This is a genomic window from Faunimonas sp. B44 (assembly GCF_052655945.1).
Window position 1 is genome coordinate 84419 of sequence record NZ_JBQYEX010000006.1, and the last position, 18973, is coordinate 103391.

10 protein-coding genes are annotated in these 18973 nt (G+C 69.5%); 3 read left to right on the forward strand and 7 right to left on the reverse strand.

The genetic code is table 11. The features are described 5' to 3' along the window. Positions 1 to 11 precede the first annotated feature (11 nt). From ACUN0C_RS12855 to ACUN0C_RS12865, 3 genes are read left to right on the forward strand one after another with little or no spacing between them, the layout of a single operon-like run. On the forward strand, positions 12 to 1061 hold the full coding sequence (locus ACUN0C_RS12855) for a TRAP transporter substrate-binding protein (RefSeq protein ID WP_445466777.1): 1050 nt from the start codon (positions 12 to 14) through the stop codon (positions 1059 to 1061). Further along, positions 1058 to 1591 carry a TRAP transporter small permease gene (locus ACUN0C_RS12860; RefSeq protein ID WP_445466778.1) on the forward strand — a complete coding sequence of 178 codons (534 nt, stop codon included), beginning with the start codon at positions 1058 to 1060 and terminating at the stop codon, positions 1589 to 1591. The genes ACUN0C_RS12855 and ACUN0C_RS12860 overlap by 4 nt, the downstream gene beginning before the upstream one ends. Then, positions 1588 to 2907, forward strand: coding sequence for a TRAP transporter large permease (locus tag ACUN0C_RS12865; RefSeq protein WP_445466779.1), 1320 nt, complete (start codon positions 1588 to 1590; stop codon positions 2905 to 2907). Before ACUN0C_RS12860 ends, ACUN0C_RS12865 begins: the two co-directional genes overlap by 4 nt. On the opposite strand, the gene treY is transcribed toward ACUN0C_RS12865, so the two are convergent. Genes treY through ACUN0C_RS12900 form a run of 7 tightly spaced genes read right to left on the reverse strand, consistent with a single transcriptional unit; the run spans position 2900 to position 18911 of the window. Continuing rightward, positions 2900 to 5587 (reverse strand): malto-oligosyltrehalose synthase, encoded by a 2688-nt coding sequence (gene treY / locus ACUN0C_RS12870; RefSeq protein ID WP_445466780.1) that lies wholly within the window; start codon positions 5585 to 5587, stop codon positions 2900 to 2902. The two genes, ACUN0C_RS12865 and treY, sit on opposite strands and share 8 nt — an antisense overlap. Next, positions 5584 to 7458, reverse strand: a complete 1875-nt coding sequence (gene malQ, locus ACUN0C_RS12875; RefSeq protein WP_445466781.1) for a 4-alpha-glucanotransferase — start codon at positions 7456 to 7458, stop codon at positions 5584 to 5586. Before malQ ends, treY begins: the two co-directional genes overlap by 4 nt. Then, positions 7455 to 9299, reverse strand: coding sequence for a malto-oligosyltrehalose trehalohydrolase (gene treZ / locus ACUN0C_RS12880; RefSeq protein ID WP_445466782.1), 1845 nt, complete (start codon positions 9297 to 9299; stop codon positions 7455 to 7457). The genes malQ and treZ overlap by 4 nt, the downstream gene beginning before the upstream one ends. Continuing rightward, on the reverse strand, positions 9296 to 11410 hold the full coding sequence (glgX, locus tag ACUN0C_RS12885; protein ID WP_445466783.1) for a glycogen debranching protein GlgX: 2115 nt from the start codon (positions 11408 to 11410) through the stop codon (positions 9296 to 9298). Before glgX ends, treZ begins: the two co-directional genes overlap by 4 nt. A 15-nt stretch (positions 11411 to 11425) precedes the next feature. Further along, positions 11426 to 13648 (reverse strand): 1,4-alpha-glucan branching protein GlgB, encoded by a 2223-nt coding sequence (gene glgB, locus ACUN0C_RS12890; RefSeq protein ID WP_445466784.1) that lies wholly within the window; start codon positions 13646 to 13648, stop codon positions 11426 to 11428. Next, positions 13645 to 16965: a maltose alpha-D-glucosyltransferase gene (treS, locus tag ACUN0C_RS12895; protein ID WP_445466785.1), complete on the reverse strand. Its 3321-nt coding sequence runs from the start codon at positions 16963 to 16965 to the stop codon at positions 13645 to 13647. Before treS ends, glgB begins: the two co-directional genes overlap by 4 nt. Continuing rightward, a complete protein-coding gene (locus ACUN0C_RS12900; RefSeq protein ID WP_445466786.1) occupies positions 16965 to 18911 on the reverse strand; it encodes an alpha-1,4-glucan--maltose-1-phosphate maltosyltransferase in 1947 nt (648 codons plus the stop codon). The genes treS and ACUN0C_RS12900 overlap by 1 nt, the downstream gene beginning before the upstream one ends. Between the last annotated feature and the right edge of the window lie 62 nt (positions 18912 to 18973).

Below are 18973 nucleotides of genomic sequence, written 5' to 3' on the forward strand. Positions count from 1 at the left end.
GGAGGAGACCGATGATCGACCGCCGCAAGTTCCTCGCGTCAGGCGCCGCTCTGCTCGCCGCGCCCGCGCTCATGAAGGCGACGCGCGCCCGCGCCGCCGAGGTGACGCTGAAGCTCCACCACTTCCTGCCGCCCGTCTCCAACGTCCACAAGCACTTCCTCGCGCCCTGGGCCGAGGAGCTCAAGGCCGCCTCCGACGGCCGCATCGAGATCCAGATCTTCCCGGCCATGCAGCTCGGCGGCGCGCCCCCGCAGCTCTTCGATCAGGCCCGCGACGGCGTCGTCGACATGGTCTGGACGCTGGCCGGCTACACGCCCGGGCGCTTCCCGAAGCTCGAGACCTTCGACCTGCCCTTCGTGGCGGCGAAGCGCGGCGTGGTGAACGCACAGGCGATCCAGGAATTCGCCGAGAAGAGCGCCGCCGACGAGCTCGGCGAGGTCCGGCCGCTGGTGGTCTGGGCGCAGGATCACGGCGTCATCCATTCCAAGAGGCCGGTCGAGACGATGGCCGACCTCAAGGGGCTGAAGCTCCGCTCGCCGACCCGGCTCGCCGCCGAGGCGCTGAAGGCGCTCGGCGCCACCGTCGTCTCCATGCCCGTCCCGCAGGTGCCCGAGGCGCTCGCCCAGGGCGTCATCGACGGCGCGGTCGTGCCGTGGGAGGTGGTGCCCTCGGTCAAGATCCACGAGCTCACCGGCAACCACACCCAGATCCCCGGCACGCCGACGCTCTACACGACGGCGTTCCTCGTCGCCATGAACAAGCCGAAATACGAGGGCCTGCCGGACGATCTCCGCGCCGTGCTCGACGAGCATTCCGGCCAGGCGGCTGCGAAGAAGGCGGGCCAGATGTTCGATGACCTCAACGCCGAGGTGATCGCCATGGCGGAGCAGCGCGGCAACCGCATCCTGACGCTCGCCGAGGACGAGAAGGCGAAGTGGATCGAGGCCACCAAGCCGGTGATCGACACCTGGCTCGCCGACGTGAAGGGCAAGGGCATCGAGGGCGAGGCGCTGCTGGAGGACGCGCGCGCGCTCGTCGCCAAGTACGACCAGGCCGCATGAGGGCGGGATCCGGCGCGGAGCCTTCCGCGCCGCCGCCCCGGCGCCGGCGGCCGCTCGAGCGCGGGGTGGAGGCGCTCGCCTTCGCCGCCGCGCTGGTCGGCGGGCTCGTCCTCGTCGCCGTCGCCTTCATGGTGAGCGCGAGCGTGCTCGGGCGCTGGCTGTTCGGCCGGGCGATCGACGGCGATTTCGAGATGGTGCAGGTCGGGGCGGCGATCGCCGCCTTCCTGTTCCTGCCGCTCTGCCAGCTCCACGGCCAGAACATCGTGGTCGACGCCTTCACCGCGCGCGCCTCGCGCCGGGCCGTGGCGCTGATCGACGCCTTCTGGGCGCTCGTCTACGCGGCCGTCGCCGCCTTTCTCGCCTGGCGCCTCGCGATCGGCGCCTTCGAGACGATCCGCTCCGGCATGACGACGCCGATGGTGCAGCTCCCCTATGGCTGGGCGATGGTGGCGGGCGCGGCCGCGCTCGGCTTCCTCGCGCTCGCCTCCGCGCTCGTCGCGATCCGCCGCGCGCGGGACCCGCGCCGGTGAGCGGCCCGGTCGTCGCCGCCTGGGGCTTCGCCGCCATGCTCGTGCTGATGGCGCTGCGCATGCCGGTCGGGCTCGCCATGCTCGTCGTCGGAGCCGGCGGCTATGCGTGGATCGCCGGCACGATGCCGCTCCTCAATCTCGTCAAGACGACGCCCTACTACCTCTTCAGCAACTACACGCTCTCCGTCATCCCGCTCTTCATCCTGATGGGCGCCTTCGCCGAGCGATCCGGCATGTCGCGCTCGCTGTTCGCCGCGGCGAACGCGCTGGTCGGGCATTTCCGCGGCGGCATCGCGATGGCGACCGTGGTCGCGTCGGCGATGTTCGGCGCGATCTGCGGCTCCTCGGTCGCGACCACCGCGACCATGTCCCGCGCCGCGCTGCCGGCCTTCAGGGAGTACGGCTATTCCGACCGCCTCGCCACCGGCACCTGCGCCGTCGGCGGCACGCTCGGCATCCTGATCCCGCCCTCGGTGATCCTCGTCGTCTATGCGATCTCGACCGAGCAGAACATCGCCAAGCTCTTCATGGCCGCGCTCGTGCCCGGCCTGATCGCGACCGGCCTCTACCTCGCGACGGTGGCGATCGTCGTCCGCCGGGACGCCTCGGCGGGGCCGGCGGCGGCGCGGGCAAGCGCCCGGGCGACGCTTGCGGCGATCGCCGAGATCTGGCCGGTCATGCTGATCGCGGTGCTCGTCGTCGGCGGCATCTATGGCGGCATCTTCACCCCGACCGAGGGCGCCTCGGTAGGCGCCGCGTCGACGCTCCTCGTCGGAATCCTGCGGCGCACGCTCGGTCCGCGGGAAATCCGCGACAGCCTGATCCAGACCGCCGAGACCTCCGGCATGATCTTCCTGGTCCTGCTCGGCGCCGAGTTCTTCAACGGCTTCCTCGGCCTGTCGCAGCTGCCGACGGCGGCGGCGGAATGGGTCAGCGGGCTCGGCCTGCCGGCCTACGGCGTGCTCCTGGTGCTCCTCTTCTTCTACATCGTGCTCGGCGCGGTGATGGACGAGATGGCGATGATCCTGCTCACCCTGCCGGTGTTCTTCCCGATCGTCTCCGCGCTCGATTTCGGGCTCGTCGGCGACGAGACGGCGATCTGGTTCGGCATCCTGGTGCTGGTCGTGGTCGGCATCGGGCTGACCGCCCCGCCGGTCGGGCTCAACGTGTTCGTGGTGAGCGCGATCGCCCGCGACGTCCCGATCACGCGGATCTATCGCGGCGTCATGCCCTTCCTCGCCGCCGACTTCGTCCGGCTCGCGATCCTGATCCTCTTCCCCGGCCTCTCGCTCGCGCTGGTGCGGCTCCTCACCTGAGGATCGCGGCGGGCATCCTCGCCAGCACGTCGGCGAGCCGCAGGCGGTCGCCGGAATGCTCCGCGCCGGTGACGATGTCGCGGAAGCCGCGGCCCGCGAGCCCCTCCGGCAGCACCACGCAGGTGTCGCCCCACGCCTCCGGCGGCACGAGCGGCTCCTCCGCCCCGGCGAGGAGGTCGAAGGCGAGCCGCGTCGCGACGACCAGCGCCGCCTCGTCTCCGGACACCCGTGCGAAGGCGACCGCCTTGCCCGCATGCCCGCCCTCGAGCGCGAGCGGGACGTAGCCGCCTTCCGCGAAGAGCGACGGCTTCTCGCGCCGCAGCGCCAGCCCGGGCCGCATCAGCCTGAGCTTCGGCGTGCCGTCGCGCCAGTCGGCGAGCGGGTTGCCGCCGGTCGCATCCGTCTCGATCGCGTTCAGGCGGCGCTCGAGGAGGCCGTAATCGACCGGGCGGCGATTGTCGGGGTCGACCAGGCTCAGGTCCCAGATCTCCGTCCCCTGGTAGATGTCCGGCACGCCGGGCGCGCAGAGCTTCATCGCGAGCTGCGAAAGGCCGTTCAGCGCCCCGGCCGTCCAGATCGGGCCGCAGACGGTCACGAAATCGGCGGCGAACCAGTGTTCCGGATCGAGCGCGCGCCGAACGAAGCGGCTCACCGCCTCCTCGTACTCGATTGCGGGCGTGGTCCAGCTGGTGCGCAGCTTCGCCTCGCGGACGACCTTGATCATGTAGGCGTCCATCCGCTCGGCGAGCGCGCCGAGGCCCTCCGCGTCGCGAGGCGACAGCCCGAACGGCCAGGCGCCGGCAAGCGCCTGGTAGAACATCCACTCCATCTCCGGCTCCGGCGCCGTGCCGTCGTCGAAGGCGGTGCGGAGCCCCGCGTTCACGATCCGCCAGCGCTCCGCCGCCGCGGACCAGCGCTGCGGGATCTCGCTCAGCGCGTAGAGCCGCGCGCGGGCATCCTCGCCGCGCTTGGTATCGTGGGTGGCGGTCGCGCTGAGCCCGCCCGGCTGGTCCTCGAGCCGCGTCGCCATGGCCGCGTGAAACGCTTCCGGCGCGGCGCCGAAATGGTCGGGCTCGCCGCCGACCTCGTTGAGCGCGATTAGGCGGTTGAAGCGGTAGAAGACGGTGTCCTCGAGCGCCTTCGCCATCACCGGGCCGGTCGTCTGCTGGAAACGCGCCGCGAATTCCAGCGCTGCCGCCTGGTCGCCGGGATCGGCGAAGTCGAGGCGGAGCATGCGGGCGATGAAGTCGATCGCGCCCTCGTCCTCGACCTCGCGCCCCGCCTTGGCCGCCGCGACCGCGTTCTCGATCAGCGCAACGTCCTCCGGCGCGACGCCCTCGACATTGACGTAGGTGCGGTAGACCGGCAGCGCGGCCGCGATCTCCAGGATCGCCCGGCGCAGGCTGTCGCCGCCGATGTCCCGGGTGACCGGATCGCGCGCGGCGAGCGTGCCGCAGAGCTGGCGCAGGAACTCCAGCTCGCCGGCGAGGTTGCGGGCGAGGATGCGCCGCTTGGTGTCGAGCACCATCCGCTCGTAATCGCACGGGGCGTCGAGATAGCGCTCGTAGGCGGCCGACATTGCCGACCGGTTGGCCGGCTCGACGAAGAGGCCGGCGAGCGCGGTGATGAACTCGTAGCCCGTCGTACCGGCAACCGGCCAGTCGTCGCGCAGCGTCTCGCCCGGGCCGAGGATCTTCTCGACGAGGAGACAGAAGGGCGCGTCCGCCCCGATGGCGGCCTGCAGCCGGACGAGGTACGACTTCGGGTCGGCGAGGCCGTCGATGTGGTCGAGCCGGATGCCGTCGACCGATCCGTCCGCGACGAGGCCGAGCAGGAGCCCGTGCACGTCCTCGAACACCTTCGGCCGCTCGACCTTCACGCCGACGAGATCGGCGATCTCGAAGAAGCGGCGGTAGGTGAGGGTCTCGCGCGCGGCGCGCCAGTAGGTGAGGCGCCAGGCCTGCGCCTCGTGCAGCTCGTGGAGCGCCTGGCGGTCGGCGACGAGGCCCTCGATCGCCTCCTCGACCGCGGCCGCCGCGCGGCCTTCGCCGACGAGGCGCGCGAGCTCGGCCTTCAATTCCGGCGCGGTGTCGGAATCGGCGATGGCGAAGCGGCGGGCGAGCTCCGGAAAGGAGTCGGCGTCGAGCCGGGCCAGCACCCGCGCGTAAGAGGGCGGCGTGATGGGCAGGCGAAGGTCGTCATAGGAGAAGGAGATGCCGCCGTCGGCGCGGTCGAGCGCGAGGCCGAGCCGGCCGTCGCCGAGCGCCTTTCCGTAGGGCTCGCCGAGCGCCGGGACGACGAGCTTCGCGGCCGACCAGTCGATGTCGAAATGGCCGGCGAAACGGCTCGCCTGCCCCCATTCCAGCACGTCCCGCCACCAGGGATTGAAGGACGATGCGCCCATGTGGTTCGGGACGAAGTCGAGGATGAGCGCCAGTCCCTCCGCCCGAAGGGCCGCGGCGAAGGCGCGGAAGCCCTGCTCTCCGCCGATGACGGGCTCGATCTCGCCGAAATCCGCCACGTCGTAGCCGTGGGTGGAGCCCGGCGTCGCGCGGAAGACGGGCGATGCGTAGACGTGCGAGACGCCGAGCCGCGCCAGATAGGGCGCGAGCCCGGCGGCCCTCTCGAAATCGAAGCCGTTCCGGAACTGCAGGCGGTAGGTCGCGGTGGGCGTGCTCATCCGGCTCTCGGTCTTTCCTCTCGGACGGCCGCGCAGATGGCCTGATAGAGCGGCACGTCGGCAACCCGCTCGATCGGGACGGGGAGCTTCTGCCGCCAGTTCGGATGCTCGTCCGTGGTGCCGGGGATGTTCACCTGGTCCGGCGAGGCGATCAGGTCGTCGACGGGAATGGCGAAGAGCCGTGAAGGCGTGCGGGCGACGAAGCGATGGAGGGCGACCGCGAGCTCGGGCGGCAGCTCTTCGGGCGCTTCGGCCTCGCCGCGCATGACGGGGGCGAGCGCCTCGGGCAGCAGGCCGGCATCGGAGAGCGCGCCGAGGACCCGCCGGCGGTCGTGCCCCCGCTCGTCCCGCTCGCGCGGCAGCTTGGCGGGTTCGATCAGGCCGATCTCGGCGCGCGTGGCGAGATCCCTGCCGGTCCACCAGCCGGCGAGCGACGGCAGGTCGTGGATCGAGATGCAGGCCATCGCGGCCTGGGGATAGGCGGAAGGCGGCAGGAAGTGGTCGTTCCTGCGCTCGAAGAAGAACACCCGGTAGGAGTGGATCTCCATCGCCGCCATCACCTCGCGGAAGCCCTCCGGCACCACGCCCAGGTCCTCCCCGATGACGAGGGTTTGGCGCTCCTGGGAGACTTCGGCGAGCCCGCGCAGGAGGTCCGGGAAGGGGTAGCGGACATAGACGCCGTCCTTGGCGGAGAACCGGTCCGGGATCCAGTAGAGCCGGTAGAGGCTCATCGCGTGGTCGATGCGGACCGCGCCGGCATGGCACACGACGTCGTCGAGCGCCTCGTGGTAGGGCGCGAAGCGCCGCTTCTCCAGCGTCGCCGGCGAAAGCGGCGCGATCCCCCAGTCCTGGCCGGCGGCGTTGAAATAGTCGGGCGGGGCGCCGATCCGCGCGTCCGGCACCGTGAGCTCGGGATCCGACCAGGTCGCCGATCCGTCGGCCGCGACGCCGACCGCGAGGTCGACATAAAGGCCGATCCGCATGCCCGCGGCGCGCGCGCGGCGCTGCGCGTCGGCGAGCTGCCGGTCGGCGACGAACTGCAGCCAGGCATGGAAGGTCACCCGGTCGGCGTTCTCCTCCGCGAAGGCACGGACGGTTTCGCCCGCATGGTCGCGATAGGGCTCCGGCCAGGTGTGCCAGCCGCTCCAGTGGCCCTCGGCCACCATCCGTTCCGAGATGGCCTCGAACAGGGCGTGGAGATAGAGGGACTGCCCGTGGTGCGCGAGAAAGGCCTGGAATGCCTCCTCGGCCGAGGCATCCGCCTGCGACCGCTCGAAGAGCTCCTCGAGCGCCCGCAGCTTCGCTTTCGCGACGAGCGGGTAGAGGACGTGGTCCGCGCTGCGGAGCTCGTCGAGCTCGGCCTCGTCGACCTCCAGCCCTTCTGCGCCCGCCAGCCTGTCGACGGCGATGTAGAGCGGGTTCAGGAACTGGCGATTGGAGGGCGAGAACGGGCTGCAGCGGCGCGCCTCGGACAGGAACAGCGCGTGGAGCGGATTGACGCCGAGCAGGTCGGCACCCTCGCGGGCCGCGGCCTCGGCGAGGCGCGCGAGATCCTCGAAATCGCCGATCCCCCAGTTGCGGTCGGAGCGCAGCGCGTAGAGCTGGCAGGTCATGCCCCAGGTGCGGCCGTCCTTCAGCCAGTCCGGCACGAAGCACCGCGGCCCTTCCGGCGCTGCCATGCTGCCGACATGGACGGGCGTGGCCTCGTCGATCCCCCGGCGCAGCTCGGCTTCGGTGCCGGCGGGAACGCCCATCGCCTCGAGCGTCGCCCGCCTGGCGTCGTCGCTCACCTCGTGCCGGCTTCCGTCGATGCCGAGATAGGTCCTCTCGATCCCGTAGAGCTCTGCGAGGCGGTCGAGCAGCGCAGTCATGTTCCGGGCAGCGCCTTCACGCCCTGTTCGAGGTAGAATGCGGCGGACACGGGCGGCAGCGATCGCGCCCGAAGCGCCTCGTCGGTGCCGGGCCGGGACTGGTGGAGCAGGCGCCCGCCGGGCGGATCGGCGATCGCGCAGGGCTCCTGCTCGAAATTCGCGTAGAGCGACAGGACGGAGCCGTCGCCCATCCGCCAGCGCACCGCGAAGGCGTCGCCGCCCAGCATGGTCGCGGCGCCGGACTCGCCGGCGATGCCGGCGAGCCGGGGCGCGATCTCCTCGCGCCTCAGCTTCAGAAGGCGCTTGAAGAGGGCCAGCCGCCGCCCGTGCGCCGGGTCGAAGCGGAGATCCCAGTCGATCTTCGACGCCAGGAACGTGCTCTCCGCGTTCGGGTCCGGGATGTGGGCGCGGTTCTCCTCGCTGGCGAATTCCGGCCATTGCCTGAACTCGTTTCGGCGGCCCTCGCGGACCGCGTCGCCGAGCTCGCCGTGGAAGTCCGTGAAGAACGCGAAGGAGCGCGTCTCGCCCCATTCCTCGCCCATGTAGAGGAGGGGGATCGCGGGGCTGAGCAGCAGGATCGCGGTGAGCACCTCCAGCACCCGCGCCGGCGCGAGCATGGTGAGCCGCTCGGCGAAGGCGCGGTTGCCGATCTGGTCGTGGTTCTGGAGGAAGTTCACGAAGGCGGTCGGCGGCAGGAAGGCGCTCGGCTCGCCGCGCGCCTCGCCGCCCTTGTAGGCCGACGGCTCGCCCTGGTAGACGAAGCCGCTCGAAAGCGCCCTGGCGAGCTTGGCGGCGTGGTCGCGCGTGTAGTCGGCGTAATAGCCCTCGCCCTCTCCGGTCGCGATGACGTGCGCCACGTGGTGGAAGTCGTCGTTCCATTCCGCGCTGTAGAGCCGCGGCCGGCCGTCCTCGTCGCGCTGATGGAGGCGGGTGATGTTGCGTTCGTCCTCCGTCGTGAGGTGGACCTGGCGGTCGGTGACGCGGGCGCGGATCGCGGCGCCGAGCTCGTCGAGGATCGGCTCCTCGCTGTGCACGTCGATCTGGTCGATGGCGTCGAGCCGCAGGCCGTCGAAACGGTACTCCTCGAGCCAGTAGAGCGCGTTCTCGATGAAGAAGCTGCGCACCGCCGGCTTCTCGTAGGCGATCGCGCCGCCCCAGGGCGTCTGCCGCTCGGGGTGGAAGAACTCGGGCGCGAAGAGGTGCAGGTAGCTGCCGTCCGGCCCGAAATGGTTGTAGACGACGTCGAGGAACATCATCAGGCCGCGCTCGTGCGCGGCGTCGACGAGCGCCTTCAGACCCTCCGGCCCGCCATAGGCGACATGCGGCGCGTAGAGGAGGACGCCGTCATAGCCCCAGCCGCGGTTGCCGCCGAACTGGGCGATCGGCATGATTTCCAGCGCGGTCACGCCGAGCTCGGCGAGATGGTCCAGCTTCTCGACGATGCCCGCGAAGGTGCCCTTCTCGGTGAAGGTGCCGGTGTGCAGCTCGTAGAAGACGGTCTCCCCCCACGGCCGGCCCTTCCAGTCCGGGCTTCGCCAGGCGTAGCCGGCCGGATCGACGAGGCGGCTCGGGCCATGGACGTCGCCGATCTGCGCGCGCGCGGCCGGGTCGGGAATGGCGAAGCCGTCGGGCAGGACGAAGCGGTAGCCGCCGTCGACCGGCACCGCGTCGGTCTCGATCTCGAACCAGCCGTCCTCGCCGCGGCGCATCGGCAGGTCGTCGCCGCGCTCCTCCGCGCGCAGCGCCATCGTCGCCTGCGACGGCGCCCAGATCCGGAACCGCGCGCCGCCGCCATCGAGCGGAAGCGCACCCCAGCTGGTTTCGAAGCGGAATCCGGTCATTGGAGGGATGATCCCATGCTGCGGGTCGGAGCGGAGGCGCCGAAGAGGAGGACGGAGCGGCCCTCGAGCGTGATCTGACTGTCCGCCGGGCGGGCATCCTCCTCCGGCGCGATCAGGCCGCGGGCGGTGTCGACGAGGAGCGTCCAGGCTTCGGCGGTCGCGGGTCCCGGCAGCCGGAACGGTATCGCGCCCTGGTAGCTGTTGGTCACGAGGAGCAGGCGGTCGGTCTCGCCGCAAAGCAGCATGCCGATCACCCGCGCATGCGGGTTCGACCAGGACGGCACGTCCATCTCCTTGCCGTCGGGCCTCAGCCAGACCACGTTGCGCGTGCCGTGCGCGTCGATCGGCTGGCCGTGCAGATACGTGTTCTGGCGCAGGAGCGGCTGCGCCCGCCTGATCGCGATGAGGCCGCGCACGAACCGGCAGAACGCCTCGTCGCGCGGGTCGAGGTCGTCCCATTTCAGCCAGGCGATCTCGTTGTCCTGGCAATAGGCGTTGTTGTTGCCGGATTGGGTGCGGCCGACCTCGTCGCCCATCAGCAGCATCGGCGTGCCCTGCGAGGCGATGAGGATCGTCATCGCGTTCCGCCGCATGCGGTCGCGCAGGTCGAGGATGGCGACGTCGTCCGTCGGCCCTTCGACGCCGCAGTTCCAGCTGCGGTTGTCGTCGTGTCCGTCGCGGTTCGCCTCGAGGTTCGCCTCGTTGTGCTTCTCGTTGTAGGCATAGAGGTCGCTGAGCGTGAAGCCGTCATGGGCGGTCACGAAGTTGACGCTCGCCCACGGCTTGCGCCCGCGCTTCTCGAAGAGGTCGGAGGAGCCGAGCAGCGCCCGCGAGAAGGCGGGCACCTGGCCGAGGTCGCCCTTCACGTAGCTGCGGACGTCGTCGCGGTAGCGGTCGTTCCATTCCGCCCAGCCCGGCGGGAAATTGCCCACCTGGTAGCCGTTCGGCCCGATGTCCCAGGGCTCGGCGATCGTCTTGGCGCGCGAGAGCACCGGGTCCTGTCGCAGCGCGTCGAGAAACACCGCGTTCGGGTCGAAGGTGTCGTACTCCCGCCCGAGCGAGCTCGCCAGGTCGAAGCGGAAGCCGTCGACGTGGCATTCCTCGACCCAGTAGCGCAGCGAATCCATCACCATCTGCAGCACGCGCGGATGGCGGAGGTTCACCGTGTTCCCGCAGCCCGTCGTGTCGAAGTAGAAGCGCGGGTCCTGGCCGAGCAGGTAGTAGCTCGCATTGTCGATGCCGCGGAAGGAGAGCGTCGGCCCGAGATGGTTGCCCTCCGCCGTGTGGTTGTAGACGACGTCGAGGAACACCTCGATGCCGGCGGCGTGCATGCGCCGCACCATCAGCTTGAACTCGTGCAGGTTGCCGCCCGGCGAGATGTAGCGCGGCGCCACCGAGAAATAGCTGATGGTGTTGTAGCCCCAGTAGTTGGAGAGCCCCTGGTTCACGAGGTAGCGGTCGTCGAAGAAGGCCTGGACGGGCATGAGCTCGATTGCGGTGACCCCGAGCTTGACGAGATGGTCCACGACCCGCGGGTCGGCTAGGCCCGCAAGCGTACCGCGCACCTGCTCCGGCAGGTCCGGATGGCGCGCCGTCATGCCCTTCACGTGGGCCTCGTAGATGATGGTCTTCGACCAGGGCACGCGCGGCCTGCGGTCCTCGCCCCAGGTGACGGCCGTGTCGATGACCACCGACTTCGGCATGACGAAAGCCGAATCGCGCTTGTCGAAGGTGAGGTCCTCGCGCGGCGCGGCGAAGCGATAGCCGAAATGGGCGTCATGCCAGCGCAGATCGCCGTAGAGCTCCTTGGCGTAGGGGTCGATCAGCAGCTTGTTCGGATTGAAGCGGTGGCCGCGGCGCGGGTCGTACGGGCCGTGGACGCGGTAGCCGTAGAGCTGGCCCGGCCCGACGTCCGGCAGGTAGCCGTGCCAGACCTCGTGCGTATATTCGGGCAGCGCGATACGCTCGATCTCGCGCTTTCCCTTCGGGTCGAAGAGGCAGAGCTCGACCTTCTCGGCATTGGCCGAGAACAGCGCGAAGTTCACCCCCGACCCGTCCCAGGTCGCCCCGAGCGGGTGCGGCGAGCCCGGCTCGACACGATAGGTCGCCATGCTGCGCTTCGTCTCCTAGCGGGCGAGCTCTAGAACGAGAGTGGCGAGCGGGGGAAGGGTGAGGTTCAGCGAGTGCGATCGCCCGTGCCATGGCACCGGCTCGCTGTGGACGAGCCCGCCGTTCCCGACATTGGACCCGCCGTAGAACGAGGCATCGGTGTTGAGGCGCTCGATCCACGCGCCCTCGGCCGGGACGCCGACCCGGAAGCCTTCGCGAACGATCGGCGTGAAGTTGCAGACGACGAGCACCGGCGGATCCTCCGGGCCGCCCTTGCGCAGATAGGCGAAGACGCTCTGGTCGGCATCGCTCGCCTCGATCCACTCGAAGCCGCGCGCGTCCGTGTCGAAGACATGCAGCGCCCGGCTGCCGCGATAGAGCTTGTTGAGATCGGCGACGAGGCCCTTCAGCCCGGCATGGAAGGGGTCGGACAGGAGGTGCCAGTCGAGCGAACGGTCGTGGCTCCACTCCCGCTCCTGCCCGAACTCGCCGCCCATGAACAGCAGCTTCTTGCCGGGATGCGTCCACATGAAGGCGTAATAGGCCCGCAGGTTCGCGAACTTCTGCCAGCGGTCGCCCGGCATCTTGTTGATGAGCGAGCCCTTGCCGTGCACGACCTCGTCGTGGCTGAGCGGCAGGATGAAGTTCTCCGTGAAGGCGTAGAGCAGGCCGAACGTCATCTGGTGATGGTGGTAGCGGCGGTGGACCGGCTCCTTCTCCATGTACTGGAGCGTGTCGTGCATCCAGCCCATGTTCCACTTGTAGCCGAAGCCGAGCCCGCCCGTGTCGACCGGCCGCGACACCTGCGGCCAGGCGGTCGATTCCTCCGCCATCGTGGTGGAGCCGGGCGCATCGGCGAAGACGCGCGTGTTCAGGTTGCGCAGGAACGCGATCGCCTCGAGGTTCTCGCGGCCGCCGTGGACGTTCGGGATCCATTCGCCCGGCTGGCGGCTGTAGTCGAGATAGAGCATGGAGGCGACGGCATCGACGCGCAGCGCGTCGACGTGGAAGCGCTTCAGCCAGAACAGCGCGTTCGCCAGCAGGAAGTTCGAGACCTCGCGCCGGCCGAAATTGTAGATCAGCGTGTTCCAGTCGCGATGGAACCCGAGCCGCGGATCCTCGTGCTCGTAGAGCGCCGTGCCGTCGAACTTCGCGAGCCCGTGGGCGTCGCTCGGGAAATGTGCCGGCACCCAGTCGATGATGACGCCGATGCCGGCCTGGTGCAGGCGCTCGACGAAGCGCGCGAAGGCTTCGGGCGAGCCGTGCCGGCTGGTCGGCGCGAAGAGCCCGATCGGCTGGTAGCCCCAGGAGCCGGAGAACGGGTATTCGCTGACCGGCATGCACTCGACATGGGTGAAACCCATGTCGCAGAGGTACGGGATCAGCTCGTCCGCGATCTCGTCGTAGCTCATCATGCGGTCGCCGTCCTTGCGGCGCCACGAGGCGAGATGGATCTCGTAGATGGAGATCGGCGCGTCCAGCGCGTTCCGGCGCTGGCGGCCGGCCATCCATTCGTTGTCCTGCCAGTCGCGCTCGACGAGGCCGTGGACGATCGAGGCGGTCGAGGGCGGCTGCTGCTGGGCGAACGACACGGGGTCCGCCTTGAGCGGCAGCAGCCGGTCGTCGGGTCCGAGGATCTCGAACTTGTAGAGGGCGCCCTTCTCCACGCCGGGGATGAACAGCTCCCAGACGCCGGCCTCGACGCGCTTGCGCATCGGGTGCCGGCGGCCGTCCCAGAAGTTGAAGTCGCCGACCACGCTGACGCGCTTGGCGTTCGGGGCCCAGACCGAGAAGCTGACGCCCGGCACGCCTTCGAGCGTGATGGGATGGGCGCCGAGCCGCTCGTAGATCTCCCGGTGGCTGCCTTCGGCCATCAGGTGGACGTCGAGCGCGCCGAGCACCGGCGGGAACCGGTAAGGGTCCTCCGCCTCCCAGGTGCGGTCGCCGGCCGTGAGGCGCAGCCGGTACGGAAACACCTGTCTGCGGCGGGAGACGGGGCCGGCGAAGAACCCCGACGGGTGCAGCAGCTCGAGCGCGGCGCACTGCTTCCCCGTCTTGGCGTCGATGACGCACACGGTCTCCGCGCCCGGCCAGAACACGCGCACCGTGAGCGGCTCGCCGCCGCGCGCGTGCATCCCGAGAAGAGCGAACGGGTCGCCGTGGCGGCCCTGGACGAGCGCCTCTATGCCCCGTGGATCGGGCTTCCACGACAGCGCCGTCGTCGCTTCGGCAACGCTCATGAGTTCATCCTGGTTTCGTAGATGTCGAGCACACCCCTGGCGGGAATGGACACCCAGCCGGGACGGTTCCCGGCCTCGTAGGCGATCTCGTAGAAGGCCTTCTGCGACAGGAAGAGCGAGAGCAGCCGCTCCCGCGCCGCCTGGTCCTGCGGCACCGTCGCCACCCCTTCCACGCTCGTCCAATAGGCGGCCAGGAAGTCCTGCACGGCCTTGTCGCGCCAGGCGAAGGCATGGTTGCGGATCGCCTCGCTGGGCTCCCCGTGGCGCGAGCGGTAGCGGTCGAGCGTGGACCACGCCGCATAGTCGAACGAGCGCAGCATTCCGGCGACGTCGCGCAGCGGCGACGACTTCGCGCGGCGCTCGTGGAGGCCGCGCTGCGGCTCCCCTTCGAAGTCGATGATCATGACGTCGGCCTGCGCCACGAGCACCTGGCCGAGATGATAGTCGCCGTGGATGCGGATGCGGCTGCCGGCCGGCTCCATGTCGCGCAGGGCGTTTATGCCGTCCAGGATGGCCAGCCGTTCGTCGAGGATCCGCTCCGCGAAGGTGCGCGCGGAGTCCGGCAGATTGGTGCGCACGCGCTCCAGCGTGTCGAGCGCCTCGCGCGCGTCGCAGAGGGAATCCTCCACCCATTGCTCGATGTCGCCCTTCGTCACCGGCTCCGCCGCGAAGGCCGGATCGTCCGTCGCGGTGCTGAGGGCCGCATGCATCTCGCCGGTGCGCCGGCCGAGGATGCCCGCGAGATCGAGCGGGAACCCGAAGAACCGCGCTCCGGCCTCCCCTTCGCCCTCGCTTCTGACGGCGAAATCGTCGAGCTCCCGGTCGAGCGCCTCGACGATCACCGTCCACGCATCGCCCTGGTTGAGCACGAACGCGAAGGCCGATGCGAGCGCCGCCGGCTCCCCGTCCCCGGGCACATGGTGCACCGCGCCGAGATAGGCCGGCGTGTTCTGGAAGCCGGCCACCTCCGTCAGGAATCGCGCCATCTCCAGTTCGGGTTGCTCGCCGTAGCGGATGCGGCGATAGACCTTGAGCATCACCTGCTCGCCGAGGATGATGGAGATGTTGCTTTGCTCCACGGCGACCGGCCGCACCGAAGCGAAATCCTCGATCGTGCTCAGGCGCTCCGTTCCCTCGCAGCGGATCGTTCCGACGGGCCCCGCGTGCTCGGCCCCGCATTTCATGGCGGTGACGACGCAGCGGGCGAAATCCTCGTCGCTGGCGGCGTCCAGGAGCGCGCCGATCCGCGGCCCGTGGCGGACCTTGGCGAGCGTATAGGAGAGCTTCGGCGCGCCGAACCGCAGCAGGTTCTCCCCCCATCCGACGGTGAGGGGCAGGAAGTAGCACTGCGCGCCGCCCTGCCTGGTCGCCACCTCCACGAGGCCGAGCCTGTAGCCGGAGCCGAGTTCGCCGAGCGAGCGCACCTTCACGCTCTCGATCTTCTCGCCCTTGCCGGCGTACCAGCGCTGGCGGGCGAGGTACTCGGGCAGCGCGTCCTGTTCCAGGTGGCGGAGCTCGCGGCCCTCCAGCACCCGGTCGAGATTGCCGCCCGCCGCCGTCAGGGTCACGAATTCGGGCAACGGATCCGGCGCCGGCGTGTGCCACCGGGGCGCCGCCGCCTCGTCGGCCAGCACGAACCAGAAGAAGCCGTAGGCCGGCAGCGTCAGCATGTAGGGCAGGTCGCCGAGCGGCGGGAACGCGGCCCGGCCCGTAAGCTCGATCGGCACGGCGCCGCGCCATTGCGACAGGTCGAGCTCGACCGCCTGCGCCGAGCGGGCCAGGTTGAAGACGCACAGGATGCGCTCGTCCTGGTACTCGCGGACATAGGCGAGGATCTTGCGGTTGCGCGGGTAGAGGAAGGACAGTGTGCCGCGGCCGAACGCCTTGTGCTGCTTGCGGACCGCAATGAGCCGCCGCATCCAGTTGAGCAGCGACGAGGCCTCGTTCTGTTGCGCCTCGACGTTGACCGCCTCGAATCCGTAGACCGGATCCATGATCGGCGGCAGGTAAAGCTGCTGCGGGTTGGCGCGCGAGAAGCCGCCGTTCCGGTCTGCCGACCATTGCATCGGGGTCCGAACGCCGTCGCGGTCGCCGAGATAGTAATTGTCGCCCATTCCGAGCTCGTCGCCGTAATAGACGACCGGCGTGCCCGGCATCGACATCAGCAGCGCGTTCATCAGCTCGATCTTGCGCCGGTCGTTGTCGAGGAGCGGCGCGAGCCGGCGGCGGATGCCGAGATTGATGCGGGCGCGGGCGTCACGGGCGTAGGTTCGCCACAAATAGTCCCGCTCCTCCTCCGTCACCATCTCGAGCGTCAGCTCGTCGTGGTTGCGCAGGAAGATCGCCCATTGCGCCGGGTCGGGGATCTCCGGCGTCTGGCGGATGATGTCGGTGATCGGATGGCGGTCCTCCTGGGCGACCGCCATGTACATGCGCGGCATCAGCGGGAAGTGGAACGCCATGTGGCATTCGTCGCCGTCGCCGAAATAGGGGCGCGTGTCCTCCGGCCATTGGTTGGCCTCGGCGAGCAGCATCCGGTCCGGGTACTTGGCGTCGAGTTCGGCACGGATCTTCTTCAGGACCTCGTGCGTCTCCGGCAGGTTCTCGTTGTTGGTGCCGTCGCGCTCGACGAGGTAGGGGATGGCGTCCAGCCGCAGCCCGTCGACGCCCATGTCCAGCCAGTAGCGCATGACCTTGAGGACTTCCTCGAGCACGCGCGGATTGTCGAAGTTCAGGTCCGGCTGGTGCGAATAGAAGCGGTGCCAGAAGAATTGCTGCGCGACCGGATCCCAGGTCCAGTTCGACTTCTCGGTGTCGAGGAAGATGATCCGCGTGCCCTGGTAATGGTCGTCCGTGTCGCTCCAGACGTAGAAGTTGCGCGCTGCGGAGCCGCGCTTGGCCGTGCGCGCCCGCTGGAACCAGGGATGCTGGTCCGAGGTGTGATTGATGACCAGCTCGGTGAGCACCCGGATGCCGCGCTTGTGGGCGGCGGCGACGAAGCGGCGGAATTCGCGCATGTCGCCATAGGCCGGGTTGATCGAGCGGTAGTCGGCGATGTCGTAGCCGTCGTCGCGCAGCGGCGACGGATAGAACGGCAGCAGCCAGATCGTGTTGACGCCGAGGCTCTCGACGTAGTCGAGCTTCTGGAACAGGCCCTCGAAGTCGCCAATTCCATCGTTGTTGCCGTCGAAGAACGCCTTGATGTGCAGCTGGTAGATGACGGCGTCCTTGTACCAGTAGGGATCGCTGCGCTCGATCCCTCCGGCCGCCGCCGCGGCCTCGGCCGCCTCGCTTGTCGCATTCGCCTTGACGTCCATCAGGCGGCCTCCCCCGGCGGGACGAGACGCCAGATCGCGTAGGGCCGCTCGCGCGGGTCGAGCCAAACGTGCTGGACCTTGCCGTGCCAGGTGAAGTGCTGGCCCGTGACGAGATCCTCGCCGGTGATGGAGGCGTCGTCGGGAAGCCCGAACTCCCAGAGCGGCACCTCGAAGTCCGCGCCCTGCGCATTGTGCGGGTCGAGGTTGACGGCGAAGAGCAGGAAGTCGTCCTTCGCCGGCGTCATTTTGCCGTAATAAAGAATGTTGTCGTTCCAGGCGTTGTAGAAGGTGAGGTTCTCGAACTGCTGCAGCGCGGGGTGGTGCCGCCGCAGCCGGTTCATCAGGCGGATGTCCGGGCGGATGTGGCCCGGGCGGTCCCAGTCCCAGGCCTTGATCTCGTACTTCTCCGAATTGAGGTACTCTTCCTTGCCCGGAATGGCCTCCCCCTCGCACAGCTCGAAGCCGTTGTAGACGCCGTAATTGCCGGCGAGCGAGGCGGCCAGCACGAGGCGCGTCCGGAACCCGGCCCGGCCGCTCGTCTGCAGGAAGTACGGGTTGATGTCCGGCGTGTTGACGAAGAAGTTCGGCCGCATGACGTGGCGTGCCTCGGTCCGCGTCAGCTCGGTCAGGTACTCCGTCAGCTCCCGCTTCGTGTTGCGCCAGGTGAAGTAGGAATAGGACTGGGTGAAGCCGACCTTGCCGAGCCGCTTCATCATCTTCGGGCGGGTGAACGCCTCGGCGAGGAAGACGACGTCGGGATAGCGGTCCTGGATGTCGCGGATCATCCATTCCCAGAACGGCAGCGGCTTGGTATGCGGGTTGTCGACGCGGAAGATCCGGACGCCCCTCTCGACCCAGAACAGCACCACGTCGCGCAGCGCGTACCAGATTCCGGGCAGCGCGCCGCGGTAGAAGTGGACGTTGACGATGTCCTCGTACTTCTTCGGCGGGTTCTCGGCGAACTTGATGGTGCCGTCGGGGCGCCAGTCGAACCATTCCGGGTGCTCGCGGATCCAGGGATGGTCCGGCGAGCACTGGATCGCGAAGTCGAGCGCGATCTCCAGGCCGTGCTCGCGTGCCGCCGAGACGAGCCGCGCGAAGTCCTCGAACGTGCCGAGCTCGGAATGGATGGCGTCGTGCCCGCCTTCATCCGAGCCGATCGCATAAGGGCTGCCCGGGTCGGAGGCCGCCGCCGTCAGGCTGTTGTTGCGGCCCTTCCGGTTCTTGCGGCCGATCGGGTGGATCGGCGGGAAATAGAGGACGTCGAAGCCGAGGTCGCGGACGTAGGGAAGCTTGGCGACGACGTCGTCGAAGGTGCCGTGCCGGGCCGGATCGTCGGACATCGAGCGGGGCATCAGCTCGTACCAGGCGCTGAAGGCCGCCGCACGCCGGTCGACGACGAGCTCGAGTTCCTTCGGATAGCGCGAGAGGTTCGTGCGCAGGCCGACCCGCTTCATGATCGCGGCAAGCTCCGGCGCCAGCAGGTCGGCGAGCAGCGATTCGTCGTCGAGCTCGTGCGTGAGCCGCCGCAGCAGCAGCTGCAGCACGGGCCTGTCCGGCTCGCCGACCCGGTCACTCTCCTCGAGCGTGCGCTCGATCAGCCCGCGGCCCTCGATGAGCTCGAGCGTGACATCGAGGCCCGCGGCCGTCTTCTTCGACACCTCGTCGCGCCAGGAGGCGAAGAGGTCGCGCCAGGCGATGATCGTGTAGCGGTAGCGGGTGTTCTCCTCGAGGACGGCGCTGCCGCGCCAGCGGTCGTTGTCCACGAAGACCATCGGCGCCTCGGTCCAGTCCTGCTGGTCCTCGCGCCAGAGGAGGAGGGCGGCGTCGATCTTGTCGTGGCCGTCGCAGAAGATGTCCGCCTCGACGACGAAGCGGTCGCCGGCGACCGCCTTGGCCGGGAAGCGCCCGCCGTCGATCTCGGGCTCCACCGACTCGATCGCCACCCTGTTCGCGGCCAGCGCGAACAGCCTCTGGTTCCTGGTGTCTGCGGCGTCTTGCGTGGTCG